The sequence below is a fragment of the Marinobacter iranensis genome (assembly GCF_029207565.1).
In the GTDB taxonomy this organism is placed as follows: domain Bacteria; phylum Pseudomonadota; class Gammaproteobacteria; order Pseudomonadales; family Oleiphilaceae; genus Marinobacter; species Marinobacter iranensis.
The window spans coordinates 580,682-596,396 of the sequence record NZ_JANCMW010000001.1; the positions used below are offsets into that span (position 1 = coordinate 580,682).

Sequence of the window (15,715 nt, forward strand, 5' to 3'; positions counted from 1 at the left end):
TCGACAGTTTTGCCTTTCCCTGAGACTAAAGTCTCTCCCCATTTTTGCTAGATTGGCCGGACTGGCCCCCAGGTTGTACTATTGGCTAATCTCCCGTAACCCTTCATTGACGGTAAGATCCCTACTATGAAATCAGCCTTTATTTTCCCCGGACAAGGATCGCAGTCTGTCGGCATGCTGGCGACGGCAGCCGAGAACTGGCCGATCATAGAGAAAACCTTTTCCGAAGCCTCAGATGTGCTGGGCTACGACCTCTGGCACCTGTGCCAACATGGTCCTGCAGACGACCTGAACCAGACCACGGTCACCCAGCCTGCGCTGCTGACCGCGAGTGTCGCGCTCTGGCGGCAATGGTTCGTGGCGGGGGGGCAGGCGCCAGACTATGTCGCCGGCCATAGTTTGGGTGAGTACAGCGCCTTGGTGGCTGCGGAAAGCCTGAATTTTTTTGATGCTATCAAGCTGGTGCAACTGCGTGGTGAGCTTATGCAGACCGCAGTGCCGGCCGGCGAAGGCAGGATGGCGGCAATCCTTGGTCTTGAGGATGATGACGTCACTGCTGCCTGCGCCGAGGCTGCGAATGGCGATGTGGTGTCTGCTGTCAACTTCAACGCCCCGGGACAGGTTGTGATTGCTGGCGCCACGGCGGCAGTCGAACGTGCCATTGATGCCTGCAAGGCCCGTGGTGCCCGCAAGGCCATGCCGCTGCCGGTAAGCGTGCCTTCGCACTGTGCGCTGATGAAGGGCGCTGCTGAGGAGTTGGCAGCGGCTCTGGATGAGGTCAGCTTTAACGATGCTGTCATCCCCGTGGTACAGAATGTGACGGCTTCTGTGGCCCGGAACAGTGATTCCCTCAAGACCAATCTGGTGAAGCAGCTATACTCTCCTGTGTTGTGGACCGATACGGTTCGGAAACTGGTGGCAAGCGACGTGCAGATCGCTGTAGAGTGCGGCGCTGGCAAAGTGCTGGCTGGCTTGGCGAAGCGTATCGATCGCGAGCTGTCGGTTTATGGAATCGAGGAACCGGATGCACTGGCAAAGGCGCTGGAAGCATTCGAACAGAAAGGATAGGAGCAATTCATGTCTCTTGAAGGCAAGACCGCACTGGTGACCGGTGCAACTCGTGGTATCGGAAAGGCCATCGCCAGGGCTCTGGCCGAGCAGGGTGCAACAGTGGTTGGCACGGCAACCAGTGAGAATGGCGCAGAGTCAATTTCCGCCGACCTGAAAGCGGCGGGCGCGAAGGGTTTCGGAATCGTAATGAACGTTGCCGACCCGGACAGCATCGACGCTGGCCTGAAGGAAGTGAACGAAAAAGCCGGTGCGCCGGTTATCCTGGTGAACAACGCAGGGATCACCCGTGATAACCTTCTCATGCGCCTGAAGGACGATGACTGGACCTCGGTTGTGGAAACCAACCTGTCCAGCGTCTATCGCACCAGCAAGGCGGTGTTGCGCGGAATGGCAAAGGCCCGGTGGGGTCGCGTTATCAATATCAGCTCGGTTGTTGCCGGCATGGGTAACCCCGGCCAGGCCAACTACTGCGCGGCCAAGGCCGGCGTTGAGGGTTTTACTCGCAGCCTGGCGAAAGAAATGTCGAACCGGGGCATCACGGCCAACTGTGTTGCACCGGGATTTATTGACACGGATATGACCCGAAAACTGGACGACAAGCAACGTGAGGCTATGATGGAAGTCATACCTGCCGGTCGTCTGGGTGAGCCGGAAGAGGTGGCTGCGGTGGTTGCCTTCCTGGCCTCGGAGGCCGCCGGTTACGTGACGGGCGAAACGATTCACGTCAATGGCGGTATGTACATGGGATAGTCCCCTCAGGGGACATGTGCGCAAACCCTTGTTGCACAACATGTTTGAATGGAGCCCCTGCTTGTTTGCAGGTATGGTTTAAACTAAACTGGCAGCACTTAAGTTGCTTGGTTGACACAAAAGTGAGGACATTATGAGTACAGTTGAAGAGCGCGTGAAGAAGATCGTTTGTGAGCAGTTGGGCGTTAAAGAGTCCGAAGTTCAGAATACATCTTCTTTTGTAGAGGACCTTGGCGCTGACTCACTGGACACCGTTGAGCTGGTCATGGCACTCGAGGAAGAGTTCGAGACCGAGATTCCGGACGAGGAAGCGGAGAAGCTGACGAGTGTTCAGGACGCGATCGACTACATCGTCGCGCACACCTGATACTCTGCACGCTTTATACGCCAGGCAAAAAGCCGTCCATGTAATATGATTGGACGGCTTTTTTATTGGCTGGTTTTCCAGTTCATTACCAGCAAGGAACTCAGGTGAAGGGGTATGGCTAAACGACGTGTTGTCATTACAGGCATGGGTATGCTCTCGCCACTCGGGAACGATGTGGATTCGTCCTGGGAGGGGATTCAGGCCGGCCGCAGCGGCATCGCCGAGATCGACCGCTTTGATACCACCGGCTACAGCACACGGATCGGCGGCGGTATCAAGAACCTGGATATGGAACCCTACCTGTCCACCAAGGATGCCAGGAAGCTGGATGCCTTTATTCATTACGGCCTGATCGCTGCCCAGCAGGCGGTCGATGCCAGTGGCCTGGACGGCTACACCGACCTTGATAAGGAAAGGGTGGGGGTTGCCATCGGTTCGGGTATCGGTGGCCTCGAATACATTGAAAAGAATGTGATCACCATGGAGAAGTCGGGGCCCAGGAAGGTTTCACCCTTCTTCGTACCGGCCTCAGTAATCAATATGATTTCCGGCAACGTGGCCATCCGTTTCGGTTATCAGGGCCCGAATATCTCCATCGTGACTGCCTGCACCACGGGCACCCACAACATTGGCTACGCTGCTCGCACGATCGCCTATGGCGATGCGGACGTAATGCTTGCCGGCGGTTCGGAAATGGCGACCACTCGCAGTTCCATTGCCGCATTTTCGGCCGCGCGGGCACTATCCAACCGGAACGATGAACCAGAGAAGGCCAGCCGGCCATGGGACCGTGGCCGGGATGGTTTTGTGCTCAGTGATGGTGCCGGAGTTTTGGTGCTTGAAGAGTTGGAGCACGCGAAGCGCCGTGGTGCACAGATTCATGGCGAAGTGATTGGTTTTGGAATGAGCGATGATGCTTTCCATATTACCTCCCCTCCGAAAAATGGGGAGGGCGCGGCGCGTTCCATGAACAACGCAATCCGCGATGCCGGGCTCAAAGCAGGCGACATTGACTACATTAACGCTCACGGGACGTCCACCCAGGTCGGCGACCTGGCAGAGGTGTCTGCAGTAAAGTCAGTGTTTGCCGACCATGCCTATAAACTGTCTGTCAGCAGCACCAAATCAATGACAGGGCATTTGCTGGGTGCCGCCGGGGCTGTCGAGGCGATTTTCTCGGTGTTGGCGATACGGGACGGTGTGTTGCCGCCGACCATCAACCTTGATGATCCGGATGACGGATGCGACCTGGATTTTGTGCCAGGCAAAAGCCGCAACGCGGATGTCAGGGTTGCTCTGTCCAACTCCTTCGGATTTGGTGGCACCAACGGAACCCTGATTTTCCGTCGCTACGAGGATTGATCGGGTCGTGCTGAATATTATCCACCCGGATAGCGCCGGGGTTCCTGCAGCAGACCGGGGGCTGGCATACGGCGACGGGTTGTTCGAAACCATCCGCATGCGCGGCCGGAAAGCTGTCCTGCGTTCGCTTCACCTGGACCGGATGGTCGCCGATGCCGGCCGGTTGGGAATTCCTGTTCGCCGTGATGACCTGGATGCGGAAATTACCCGGTCGGGGCGTGAGGCCGCCCGCCGGTACGGGTCTGACGACTGGGTGTTGAAGTTGGTGCTCACCCGGGGTGTCGGGGGTCGTGGTTATCGGTTGCCAGCCGAGTGTGAGCCTAGCCTGATTGTCACTTCCTCAGCCATGCCGGCACTTCCTGACCCGGTAGGTGTGGTCGTTGCACTCGCTCAATTCCCGCTGACGGTGAACCCGAGACTGGCGGGTATCAAAACCCTCAATCGCCTGGAGCAGGTCATGGCAAGCAGTGAGTTCAGCGGCGAGGAATTTGAGCTGATCATGGCCGACACTGACGGGAACCTGGTGGAGGGCACGCGAACCAACCTTTTCGTCCGGCTGGAGAATGAATGGATCACCCCGCCGGTACAGGGTCTCGCGGTGGCAGGTGTTATGCGACAGTACGCCCTGAAGTGTCTGCGGGCCGCTGGCCATAAGGTTCGGGAACAGGCTATTCCACCGTCCCTGTTATCCTCTCCCGGGCTTCGGGGACTTTACGTATTAAACAGCGTCATCGGTGTTGCGCCTGTTCGCAGAATGGACGGTGTTGATTTGCCAGTGGATGACGGGCTTGAGACAATCTGCGACCCTCTGCAAACTTTGGAATAAAGAGCTTGTTCAAGAAGTTATTAATCAGTCTGTTTTGTCTTGTTGTGCTTGCGCTTGCCGGAGGCGGCCTCTGGCTATGGCAGGGGCTTCAGACCCTTGAGCAGCCGGTCGTGCTGGACGAGCCGGTGTTGTTCAGCGTCCCTTCCGGGAGCGGTTACGATCAGGTCGCGCGCAAGCTGGAAGCGGAAGGCCTCACGGGAGACAGCTTGTGGCTGAGAGTCCACGGGCGGCTGTATCCGGAACAGGCGGTGCTGAAAGCCGGTGAGTATGAGTTCACCACGGGCATGACCAGTCTCGACATGATCAACATGATGGTGGCAGGCGCCATCAAGCACTGGCAGATCCAGTTCATAGAAGGCTGGACTTTCAGCGATATGCGCACCGCTCTTGCCAACAATGAGCACCTTGAACAGGTAACAGCGAACTGGACCGATGAGCAGATTATGGAGGCCATGGGTGCCAGCGGCGAACATCCCGAAGGTCGCTTCTTTCCGGACACCTATCTGTTCACCAGCAGCGAAACGGATCTTGACCTGTTGCGCCGGGCCTTTGAAAGGATGGAAGAGGTGCTGGCGGCTGAATGGGATGCCAGGGCTGAAAACCTGCCTTATGATTCTCCTTACCAGGCCCTGATTATGGCCTCTATCGTGGAGCGTGAAACCGGGGCAGTCCATGAACGGGATGAAGTGGCTGGAGTTTTCGTCCGGCGCCTGGAAAAAGGCATGAGACTACAAACCGATCCCACGGTTATCTATGGGATGGGGGAGAAATACCAGGGGCGCATTACCCGCAAGGATCTGCAAACCCGCACTGATTACAACACTTACCGGATCGACGGCTTGCCACCCACGCCCATCGCGCTACCGGGAAAGGAAGCGATTCATGCGGCACTGAATCCGGCTGAGGGCGATAGTCTGTATTTTGTGGCCCGCGGCGATGGTACCCACAAGTTTTCGAAAACCCTGCGGGAGCACCAGAAGGCCGTGCGTGAGTTCCAGCTCAACCGGCGCTCCGATTACCGGTCCTCCCCTGCGCCGGTGCCCGATACGGCAGTGGAGGGGGAAGACCCGTGAGCAACCGGGGACAGTTCATTACCTTTGAAGGTACCGAAGGGGTCGGGAAATCCACGCAACTGGCGAACGCGGCGAGCATCCTGAAGGCTCTCAGTATCGATTACATCGTGACCCGGGAACCGGGCGGAACACCCATGGCGGAATCCATTCGGGAACTGTTGCTGGCACCCAGGGCGGAACCGGTGAATGAAATCACCGAACTGCTGCTGATGTTCGCCGCCCGAGCCCAACACCTTCATACACGCATCCTTCCGGAACTGGAGGCTGGTCGCTGGGTGTTGTGCGATCGCTTTACCGATGCCACCTTTGCCTACCAGGGAGGGGGGCGCGGTGTACCTGCCGAGCGTATTGCCCAACTGGAAAACCTGGTTCAGGGCTCTGTACGCCCGGATCACGTCATTCTGCTGGACGCGCCGGTGGAAACTGGTATGACCCGTGCGCGCCATCGAGGGGAGCTGGACCGGTTCGAGCAGGAGGCGGTTGCCTTCTTTGAACGCATACGCCAGACCTACCTCGATCGTGCCACCGGATCGCCTGCTCGTTATCACATTGTCGATGCTTCTCAGTCGTTGCAGGCCGTCAGTGATGAAGTCTCAGGCCTGATTCGTGAGCTGGCAGATCGGGCGTAATCGTGCAAGTTAACCGCTGATCTGCTTTAATTGGATCACATTCTCAGAAAATCTCCGGATCGCGGGTATGTTGGACGCACGTTTGCTCAAGCTTCCCACGGCTTCTCACCACCACCGCCATGAACATCACCAGATTGTTGTCGGTGTCCGGGGAGAGGCTGACCTGAGTGTGGATGGGACCGGCTCGCACCTCGACACCTGGCGTGCCTGCCTGGTGCCCACCGAAGCCCGGCATGATTATTGTGGTGATCTCCAGAATCACGTTCTGGTCATTAACCTTGATCCCTACATGCCTGCTATCAACAGCCCTGCCCATAGTGAGTACGAAACCCTCGCGCCACTGTTCGAACGACCGCGCACGCTGGTTCTCGATAACAAATTGCAGGGTCTGGTGCAGTTCGTGGCGAGTGAGTTTGACCGCTCCCCGGAGAATGAGGGCATGAAGCGGCACATGGGAGCCAGTATCCTGCACTGCATGGCTGAGCGCCTCAACGAGGGCAGGGAGGTTCGCCAGAATCGCCATGCCATCAGCCCGGATACCATTCGTCGCTACATCATGGAGAACATACAGCGCAAGATCACGGTGAACGACCTTGCCGGTGTTGCCTGTCTCAGTGTTAGCCGCTTCCATGAAATGTTCCGCGAAGTGGCCGGTATCACCCCCCACCAATTCCTGCTTCAGACCCGGCTGGAACAGGCTGCGCAGTTATTGACCGTCACCTCCCTGTCGGTGTCCGAGGTCAGCTACCGGACAGGATTTTCCTCCCAGAGTGCCCTTACCAACGCCTTGAGAAAACACAAGGGTACAACGCCCTCCAGGTTACGTTTTGGTGAAAAAGTCGCCTGATTTGCCAAAAAACTCCCATTTCCGGACGAATTTACAAAAAAACCGTAGGATTTTGTAAGCCTCGGATCCGTAGTAATACTAACTTAACAGGGTAGCTGATCACGTCACAGCGCTGGACGAATAGGTACGCGTTGTCTGACCCATAAACAAATATAATTCGAGGTACCTGGCCAGTGTCGGGAACCGTCGGCGAGGCGCTCAGATGTTCAATGCAAGCAAGGTTCTTGAGCCTGCATTCCAGGAACAGCCAAGGTCGTTTTTCTGGCAATCGATTATTGCCAATTACGCCGTCGACGAAACACGCTACCTCAATGAACTGATTCCTCTGGCCCGCAGCGATGCCTCCGAGCACCGTGCCGTCACCGAAACCGCAACAAGCCTGATCAGAAAGGTCCGTGACCAGGACGACGCCGTCCACATGGTCGATGCCCTGTTGCAGGAATACAGCCTTGATACGGAAGAAGGCATCCTGCTGATGTGCCTGGCCGAAGCCCTGATGCGTATCCCCGACAAGTACACGGCTGATGCACTGATACAGGACAAGCTTTCGGATGCTGACTGGAAAAAGCATGTGGGCCGCAGTGAGTCCACCCTGGTCAATGCCTCCACCTGGGGATTGTTGTTGACTGGCCGGGTGGTAAAGATGGACAAGCGGCTGGACGGTTCACCGTCGAGCATCTGGAAGCGACTGGTCAAACGCAGCGGTGAGCCGGTCATCCGAAGTGCGATGTATCAGGCCATGGCCATTATGGGCAAGCAGTTTGTGCTGGGCCGCGATATTGACGAGGCGCTGAAGAACGCCCGCGAGTATCGGGACATGGGGTACACCTACTCCTTCGACATGCTCGGCGAAGCGGCAATGACCAAAGACGATGCTGCCCGCTATCTGAAAGACTATATGGATGCCATCGAGTCCGTCGGAAACGATGCCTATCCGGGCAGCAAGGCGCCCGCGCCGTCTATATCCATCAAACTATCCGCACTGCATCCACGATATGAGGTGTCCCAGGAAGAGCGTGTCCTGGAGGAACTTTGTACCACGGTGATCGATCTGCTGACGTTTGCCCGGGAAAAGAGGGTAGATATCACCATCGACGCCGAGGAGATGGATCGGCTGGAAATCTCGTTAAAGTTGTTCGAAAAGGTGTTTACGTCACCGGTTGCCAAAGGCTGGGGCGGGTTTGGGCTGGTTATCCAGGCGTATTCCAAGCGGGCGTTGCCGGTACTGTGCTGGCTGACCAAACTGGCGAAAGAGCAGGGCGATGAGATTCCCATCAGACTGGTCAAGGGCGCCTACTGGGATACGGAAATCAAGATCTGCCAGCAGTTGGGCCTGGAAGGGTATCCCGTATTTACACGCAAGGAAGGCACCGATACCTCCTACCTGGCATGCCTCCGTTTCCTGCTGAGCGACTATACCGAAGGTGCGTTATATCCGCAGCTGGCCAGCCATAACGCCCACACCGTTGCATCTGTACTGGCCATGGCTCGTAACAAGGGCCGCAAAATCGAGTTCCAGCGCCTGCACGGAATGGGCGATGCACTGTACAACAGCATTCTTGAGGAGCATGACATTCCGGTGCGAATTTATGCCCCGGTCGGTGCCCACAAGGACCTGCTGCCATACCTGGTCCGGCGCCTGCTGGAAAACGGTGCCAACTCCTCCTTTGTTCACCGGCTGGTGGACGCGGCCACGCCCATCGACGCCCTGGTACAGAACCCGGTTCAGGAATTGCTTGGGTACGACTCGTTGCCCAACGATCGTATTCCGCTACCCATCGATATCTATGGCAACGAACGGTGCAACTCCAGGGGAATCAATATCCATGTGGCGGCTCACCTGGACCCGTTGCTGAATCACCTTGAACAATGGGCGACAACACGCTGGGAAGCGGCCCCGGTGATTCGTGGTGAGAAGCGCAAGGATGGCGAGCGCAGGGACATTCATGCGCCTTACGATGGTGCGCAACAGGTCGGCGCCGTTTACTGGGCGAGTGAAACACAGGCGGCCGAGGCACTGGATGTGGCTGTTGAAGGTTTCTCCACATGGCGGGAGCGCCCGGTGGAAGAACGTGCCGCCTGTCTCGAGCGTTACGCTGGCCTGATGGAAGCAAATATGGAAGAGCTCATGGCGATCTGTTGCCGTGAGGCAGGGAAAACCATGCAGGATGGCATCGACGAAGTACGGGAAGCCGTCGATTTTTGCCGTTATTACGCCCTCCAGGGACGAGCGCGCTTCGGCAAGGCCATCGCCCTGCCCGGGCCCACAGGCGAAAGCAATGAACTCTATATGGAGGGGCGGGGCGTGTTCCTTTGCATCAGCCCCTGGAATTTCCCCCTGGCTATTTTTACCGGCCAGATCGTGGCGGCGCTGGTAGCAGGTAACGCCGTTATCGCCAAGCCTGCGGAGCAGACCAGCCTGGTCGCGTATCGTGCCTTTGAGCTGATGCTGGAAGCCGGCTTTCCGCCTGACGTAATTCAATTTTTACCCGGTGATGGCGCAACAATCGGCGGCAAACTGACCCCGGACCCCAGAATTGCCGGCGTTGCCTTCACCGGTTCTACACAGGTAGCGCATCTCCTCAATCGCACCCTGGCAAAGCGAGAGGGCGCAATTGTGCCCCTGATTGCCGAGACAGGCGGGCAGAATGCCATGATTGTGGACAGCAGTGCGCTACCGGAGCAGGTGGTCAGGGATGTTATCCAGTCCGCCTTTGCGAGCGCGGGGCAGCGTTGTTCGGCGCTGCGCGTGCTTTATATCCAGAAAGATGTCGCAGATCGCATGGAAACCCTGCTGGCGGGTGCCATGCAGGAATTATCCGTTGGTAACCCGGAACTTCACAGCACTGACGTGGGCCCGGTGATCGACGAAGAGGCCCGGGCGGATCTGAAAGCCCACCTGGCGGAGCTCGACGGGAGCGCCAGGTTTGTGTCGCAAACGCCGTTGAAGGATGGCTGTCACTCGGGTTACTTCGTTCCGCCTTCCGCTTATGCTATTTCCGGCATCAACGAGTTGAAAGAGGAGCACTTCGGTCCGGTCCTTCATATTGTCCGCTACACTGCAGAGAAGCTGGACGATGTGATTGATGAAATAAACGCGGCAGGGTACGGGCTTACCCTGGGTATCCACAGCCGGAGTGAATCAACGGCGGCGTACATCGAGCGGCGCGTGAAGGTGGGTAATACCTACGTCAACCGTAACCAGATTGGTGCTGTTGTTGGTGTGCAGCCCTTTGGTGGCCGGGGCTTGTCAGGAACCGGCCCGAAAGCGGGCGGCCCACATTACCTGTTGCGGTTTGCCACGGAGAGAACACGCACCATTAACACGACGGCTGTGGGCGGTAACGCCTCGCTGCTGTCATTGGGAATCGAAAAAGTATAGGGGCGCTATGCTCTTGAGGCAGTGCGGAACGATAACTGAAACGACAGGAGGTAAGTATTGAGAAGCGCAGGCCGGCGTTATAGGCAGTAGCGCCTTGTGACGTGAGTAGGCAATGGAGTTAAAAAAACAAAGGGTGCGACTACCGTATTCAGCATGGTAAACGCGCCAACCGGTCGGAGCTGATTCCGTCCTATTTGAACTGGAGGAGTTTCATGGCTATTGGTGTTTGGATCAGTCTATTTCTTTACTTTGCGCTCATGATCGCCATCGGCGTTTATGCCATGCGCAAAGCTACGTCTTCATCCGAAGATTACATGTTGGGTGGGCGAGCTCTCAGTCCAAAAGTAGCAGCGCTTTCCGCCGGCGCTTCGGACATGAGTGGTTGGTTGCTTCTGGGGTTACCCGGGGCGTTGTTTGCATCGGGCCTGGGTTCGGCCTGGATCGGTATCGGCCTGCTTGTGGGTGCGTTCTTTAACTGGACCCTGGTAGCGCCACGTCTTCGTGAACAGACAGTTCACTATGGCAATGCGATCACGATTCCGTCCTTCCTGGCGAACCGGTTCCCGACGCAGGCACTCTCCCTGCGCACCGTGTCCGCCATCGTTATCGTCATTTTCTTCGCGGTTTACACAGCGTCCGGCCTGGTTGCCGGTGGCAAGCTGTTTGAAAGCGCCTTCTCCGGCATCTTCAACTTCGGTGGTCTGAGTGACTATGCAGTCGGCATCGTCATCACGCTGGGCGTGGTGCTTGCCTACACTGTTGTTGGCGGCTTCCTGGCTGTGAGCCTGACGGACTTCGTCCAGGGCTGCATCATGATGCTCGCACTGGTCATCATGCCGGCGGTTGTTCTCTTTGGCGAAGGTGGCGGCGGTTTCGCGCAGGCATCGCAAACCCTGAACGAAGTCGACCCAACATTGCTGTCCTGGACGGAAGGTTTGACGGTTATCGGCTGGCTGTCTGCGGTTACCTGGGGTCTGGGCTATTTTGGTCAGCCACACATCATCGTGCGCTTCATGGCGATCCGTTCGCTTGAAGAGGTGCCGACTGCCCGCAACATCGGCATGTCCTGGATGCTGATTTCCCTGGTTGGCGCCGTCTCTCTCGGCATCTTTGGCCGGGCGTACGCAGTCCGCAACGGCATGGATATCCAGGATCCGGAGACCATCTTCATCATCCTGTCGGACCTGCTGTTCCATCCCCTGATCACCGGTTTCCTCTACGCTGCGCTGCTTGCTGCGGTTATGAGTACCATCTCCAGTCAGTTGCTGGTGTCGTCCTCCTCACTCACAGAAGATTTCTATCGTCTGTTCCTGCGTAAGGAAGCGACTGACAAAGAGTGTGTCGGTGTTGGCCGGATCTGTGTCGTACTGGTTGGCCTGGTTGCAGCGGTTATCGCCTCTGATCCAAACTCTCAGGTCCTGGCACTGGTCAGTAACGCCTGGGCAGGCTTCGGTGCGGCGTTTGGCCCGCTGATCATCCTGTCACTGATGTGGCCGCGTACAAACGGCGCTGGCGCCATCGCAGGCATGGTTGCAGGTGCGGCGACCGTTATCGTCTGGATTTCACTGGGCTGGAACGGCGAGTTCATGGGTGGTCCTGGCGTGTACGAGATCATCCCCGGCTTCATCGCTGCCTGGATTGCCATCATGGTGGTAAGCCTGGCCACGGAAGATGCCGGCGAGTACCAGCACATCACCCGGTAAACAAGAGCGCTTTCTACGCTCTGAGTAATGACAGGGGCTCCTTCGGGGGCCCCTTTTTTTGGTTTTTCGCTGGGCCCGCCGGGGTATATCCAATCAGTCAGATCGGGCACGGTGTGGGGTGCCTTTTCTGCCGGGAAAAAGGTGTCTGAGCGCAGCGAGTTCTTTTTCCCAGAAGAAAAGGTACCCCGCGGCGGGCCCAGCCACATCACTGGCAGGCTGCCAAATGCTCAGAAGCCAGCGACCAGGCACAAAAAACGCCAGCCCGAAGGCTGGCGTTTTCATGGAGCCAAAACCAGAAGGTCAAATCTTAAGCGACGTTCGCTTCAGCCGCCTTCTTGGTGTAGTTCTCCATCTGGTCGAAGTTGAGATACTTGTAGATCTCTTTCGACATGCTGTTCAGGTCCTTGGCGTACTCCATGTACTCCTCAGCGGAGGGGAGCTTGCCCAGAACCGCGCCAACTGCCGCCAGTTCCGCGGAGGTCAGGTACACGTTGGCACCATCGCCCAGGCGGTTGGGGAAGTTACGGGTGGAGGTGGACAGCACCGTGCTCTTGGCAGCCACGCGCGCCTGGTTACCCATGCACAGGGAGCAGCCCGGCATTTCGGTGCGAACACCGGCGGTGCCGTAGATGTTGAAGTAGCCTTCTTCCATCAACTGGGCCTGGTCCATCTTGGTGGGGGGAGACATCCACAGACGGGTCTTCAGGGGCTCCTTGTTCTGTGCCAGCAGTTTACCCGCGGCACGGAAGTGACCAATGTTGGTCATGCAGGAACCGATGAACACTTCGTCTACTTTGTCGCCAGCCACTTCGGACAGGGTGCGGGCATCGTCCGGATCGTTCGGGCAGCACACGATGGGCTCTTTGATATCGGCCAGGTCGATTTCCACTACATGAGAGTACTCGGCGTCCTTGTCGGCACGCATCAGCTTCGGATCGGCAATCCACTCTTCCATCTGCTGGGCGCGACGCTCCAGGGTGCGTGGGTCGCCGTAACCTTCGGCAATCATCCAGCGCAGCATGGTGATGTTGGAACGCAGGTACTCAGCCACGGACTCTTCAGACAGGTTGATGGTACAACCGGCTGCGGAACGCTCGGCGGAGGCATCGGACAGCTCGAACGCCTGCTCAACGGTCAGGTGCTCAAGGCCTTCGATTTCCAGAATGCGACCGGAGAATTCGTTGATCTTGCCTTTCTTCTCAACGGTCAGCATGCCTTGCTTGATGCCGTACAGCGGGATGGCGTGTACCAGGTCACGCAGGGTAATGCCCGGCTGCATTTCGCCCTTGAAGCGAACCAGCACAGACTCCGGCATGTCCAGCGGCATAACACCGGTAGCAGCGGCGAACGCCACCAGGCCGGAACCGGCCGGGAAAGAGATGCCCATGGGGAAACGGGTGTGGGAATCACCACCGGTACCGACGGTGTCCGGCAGCAGCATGCGGTTCAGCCAGGAGTGGATGATGCCGTCGCCCGGACGCAGGGATACACCGCCACGGGTGCGGATGAAGTCCGGCATGGTGTGCTGCATTTCAACGTCAACCGGCTTCGGGTAGGCCGCGGTGTGACAGAAGGACTGCATCACCAGGTCTGCCTGGAAGCCCAGACACGCCAGATCTTTCAGCTCGTCACGGGTCATCGGGCCGGTAGTGTCCTGGGAACCGACAGTCGTCATGTGCGGCTCGCAATAGGTGCCGGGGCGAACGCCCTTGCCTTCTTCCAGGCCGCAGGCCTTGCCGACCATCTTCTGGCCCAGGGTGAAGCCCTTGGTACCGGCTTCGGGATCATCCGGCAGACGGAAGATGTCGGTGGCGCCCAGGCCCAGTGCTGTGCGGGCCTTGGCGGTAAGGCCACGGCCGATGATCAGAGGAATACGGCCGCCAGCCTGGACTTCGTCCAGAATCACGTCGGACTTGAACCCGAATTCGGAGATGGTCTCGCCGGCTTCGTTCAGGATCTTGCCTTCGTACGGGCGGATTTCGATGACGTCGCCCATGTTCATGTCGTCAACCGGCGCTTCGAATACCAGGGCACCAGCGTCTTCCATGGTGTTGAAGAAGATCGGGGCAACCTTGTTACCGATACAGACACCACCGGCACGCTTGTTCGGCACACCCGGGATGTCATCGCCAAAGAACCACAGAACGGAGTTGGTGGCAGACTTCCGTGAGGAACCGGTACCCACAACATCGCCCACAAAGGCAACGGGCAGGCCCTTGGCTTTGATCTCGTCGATCTGGCCCATGGGGCCGGTAACACCGGGCTCTTCCGGCTTCAGGCCATCACGCTCCATTTTATAGGCGGCGCGGGCGTGCAGCGGGATGTCCGGGCGGGACCAGGCATCGGGAGCCGGAGACAGGTCGTCGGTGTTGGTTTCACCGGTGACCTTGAAGACCACCATCCTGGTGCTCTCGGGCACCTTCTTCTTGTTGGTGAACCACTCGGCATTGGCCCAGGATTCAACCACGGCCTTGGCGACGGCATTACCGGCATCCATTTTCTCTTTAACGTCGTTGAACGCGTCGAACATCAGCAGGGTGTGCTTGAGCTCTTTACCGGCCAGCTCGGCCAGTTCGCTGTCGTCCAGCAGGTCAACCAGGGTGGCGATGTTGTAGCCGCCCTGCATCATGCCCAGCAGCTGAACGGCCTTTTTCTTGTCGATCAGCGGGGAAGTTGCTTCACCTTTCACAATGGCAGACAGGAACGCGGCCTTTACGTAGGCGGCCTCGTCAACGCCCGGCGGAATACGGTTTTCCAGAAGGTAAACGAGCGTTTCCTCTTCACCGGCCGGCGGATTCTTCAGGAGCTCGACCAGTGCAGCGGTTTGCTCGGCGTTCAGAGGCTTTGGGGGAATGCCCAGAGCCTCGCGTTCAGCAACGTGTTCACGATAGGCTTCTAACACGATATGGACCCTCATCAGTTGGAATGTCCCGCGCCGGGGGCGTCTTTGCCTGGCGGGAGTTTTATGGCGAAAAGGCGTTAAGTTGGCGCTGCATTCTATAGGAAACCCCTTATAAAGTTAAGTTGGACGGTGGTCGGATGTGGCGGTTTCTTGCTGTATACTGCCGTGCCCGAGGACCTGACCTGCCGCAAACAATGACTGACGCTCTCAACGATATTCACGATTTCCTGCCCTGCAGAACGCCACAGCGATGGATTGAAAACGCCCTCGCCAATCAGGATCTGATGCTGATTGACCATGCCCATTGCGAGAAAAAGGCAGCCTCCACCGCCCTGAGCCTGATGTACCGCTATGTGGATAACACCGACCTGCTCAACAAGATGTCGCGTCTGGCCCGGGAAGAGCTGCGCCATTTCGAGCAGGTGCTTGCCATCATGGGCAAACGCGGCGTGCGCTACGACCACCTGACACCGGCACGCTACGCTGCCGGCCTGCGTAAAGAGGTGAGGGTGGAAGACCCGGGCCGGCTGGTGGATGTGCTGATCGTGGGGGCTATCATCGAAGCCCGTTCCTGTGAACGGTTCGCCGCCCTGGCCCCACACCTGGACAACAAACTGGCGGATTTCTACAACGGGCTGCTGAAATCTGAGGCGCGGCATTATCGGGATTATCTCGCGCTGGCCGAGCAGGCCGCAGGCGGCCCGGTGGATGAACGCGTTGCGACCTTCCTGGTCCTTGAAAAGCAATTGATCGAGCTACCGGACACGGAGTTTCGCTTCCACAGCGGCCCCGTCTGATTCGTT

At 57.8% G+C, this 15,715-nt stretch carries 12 protein-coding genes; 11 read left to right on the forward strand and 1 reads right to left on the reverse strand.

What is annotated here, in order from left to right; translation table 11 throughout:
• Positions 1-126 precede the first annotated feature (126 nt).
• From fabD to putP, 10 genes are all read left to right on the forward strand, one after another.
• A complete protein-coding gene (gene fabD, locus NLU14_RS02755) occupies positions 127-1,068 on the forward strand; it encodes an ACP S-malonyltransferase (protein WP_275704630.1) in 942 nt (313 codons plus the stop codon).
• A gap of 9 nt (positions 1,069-1,077) precedes the next feature.
• Complete coding sequence (fabG, locus tag NLU14_RS02760; protein WP_275704632.1) at positions 1,078-1,821, forward strand: 3-oxoacyl-ACP reductase FabG; 744 nt, start codon at positions 1,078-1,080, stop codon at positions 1,819-1,821.
• Positions 1,822-1,954: 133 nt separating this feature from the next.
• The gene (gene acpP, locus NLU14_RS02765) at positions 1,955-2,188 is read left to right on the forward strand and encodes an acyl carrier protein (RefSeq protein ID WP_095609555.1); all 234 of its coding nucleotides are present in this window, start codon (positions 1,955-1,957) and stop codon (positions 2,186-2,188) included.
• Between the two features lie 114 nt (positions 2,189-2,302).
• Positions 2,303-3,550: a beta-ketoacyl-ACP synthase II gene (gene fabF, locus NLU14_RS02770; RefSeq protein WP_275704633.1), complete on the forward strand. Its 1,248-nt coding sequence runs from the start codon at positions 2,303-2,305 to the stop codon at positions 3,548-3,550.
• A gap of 7 nt (positions 3,551-3,557) precedes the next feature.
• Positions 3,558-4,376 (forward strand): aminodeoxychorismate lyase, encoded by an 819-nt coding sequence (gene pabC, locus NLU14_RS02775; RefSeq protein WP_275704634.1) that lies wholly within the window; start codon positions 3,558-3,560, stop codon positions 4,374-4,376.
• 5 nt (positions 4,377-4,381) lie between these two features.
• Positions 4,382-5,449 (forward strand): endolytic transglycosylase MltG, encoded by a 1,068-nt coding sequence (mltG, locus tag NLU14_RS02780; protein WP_275704635.1) that lies wholly within the window; start codon positions 4,382-4,384, stop codon positions 5,447-5,449.
• Positions 5,446-6,078: a dTMP kinase gene (tmk, locus tag NLU14_RS02785; protein WP_275704636.1), complete on the forward strand. Its 633-nt coding sequence runs from the start codon at positions 5,446-5,448 to the stop codon at positions 6,076-6,078. The genes mltG and tmk overlap by 4 nt, the downstream gene beginning before the upstream one ends.
• Before the next feature lie 67 nt (positions 6,079-6,145).
• Entirely contained in the window at positions 6,146-6,925 is a 780-nt protein-coding gene (locus NLU14_RS02790; protein WP_275704637.1) for an AraC family transcriptional regulator, read from the forward strand.
• A 202-nt stretch (positions 6,926-7,127) separates the two neighbouring features.
• Entirely contained in the window at positions 7,128-10,307 is a 3,180-nt protein-coding gene (putA, locus tag NLU14_RS02795; RefSeq protein WP_275704638.1) for a bifunctional proline dehydrogenase/L-glutamate gamma-semialdehyde dehydrogenase PutA, read from the forward strand.
• A gap of 212 nt (positions 10,308-10,519) precedes the next feature.
• A complete protein-coding gene (gene putP / locus NLU14_RS02800; RefSeq protein WP_275704639.1) occupies positions 10,520-12,010 on the forward strand; it encodes a sodium/proline symporter PutP in 1,491 nt (496 codons plus the stop codon).
• Between the two features lie 307 nt (positions 12,011-12,317).
• Here putP and acnB read toward each other — a convergent pair whose 3' ends face one another.
• Positions 12,318-14,912, reverse strand: a complete 2,595-nt coding sequence (gene acnB / locus NLU14_RS02805; protein ID WP_275704731.1) for a bifunctional aconitate hydratase 2/2-methylisocitrate dehydratase — start codon at positions 14,910-14,912, stop codon at positions 12,318-12,320.
• Between the two features lie 194 nt (positions 14,913-15,106).
• Here acnB and NLU14_RS02810 point away from each other — a divergent pair, with 194 nt between their 5' ends.
• Entirely contained in the window at positions 15,107-15,709 is a 603-nt protein-coding gene (locus tag NLU14_RS02810) for a MiaE family protein (RefSeq protein ID WP_275704640.1), read from the forward strand.
• Positions 15,710-15,715: the final 6 nt, after the last annotated feature.

Excerpts from the sequence above, each read along its gene's own strand:
- putA (WP_275704638.1), top strand. The coding sequence starts at position 7,128 with ATGTTCAATGCAAGCAAGGTTCTTGAGCCTGCATTCCAGGAACAGCCA.
- acpP (WP_095609555.1), top strand. The coding sequence starts at position 1,955 with ATGAGTACAGTTGAAGAGCGCGTGAAGAAGATCGTTTGTGAGCAGTTG.
- fabG (WP_275704632.1), top strand. The coding sequence starts at position 1,078 with ATGTCTCTTGAAGGCAAGACCGCACTGGTGACCGGTGCAACTCGTGGT.
- fabD (WP_275704630.1), top strand. The coding sequence starts at position 127 with ATGAAATCAGCCTTTATTTTCCCCGGACAAGGATCGCAGTCTGTCGGC.
- NLU14_RS02790 (WP_275704637.1), top strand. The coding sequence starts at position 6,146 with ATGTTGGACGCACGTTTGCTCAAGCTTCCCACGGCTTCTCACCACCAC.
- fabF (WP_275704633.1), top strand. The coding sequence starts at position 2,303 with ATGGCTAAACGACGTGTTGTCATTACAGGCATGGGTATGCTCTCGCCA.
- putP (WP_275704639.1), top strand. The coding sequence starts at position 10,520 with ATGGCTATTGGTGTTTGGATCAGTCTATTTCTTTACTTTGCGCTCATG.
- NLU14_RS02810 (WP_275704640.1), top strand. The coding sequence starts at position 15,107 with ATGACTGACGCTCTCAACGATATTCACGATTTCCTGCCCTGCAGAACG.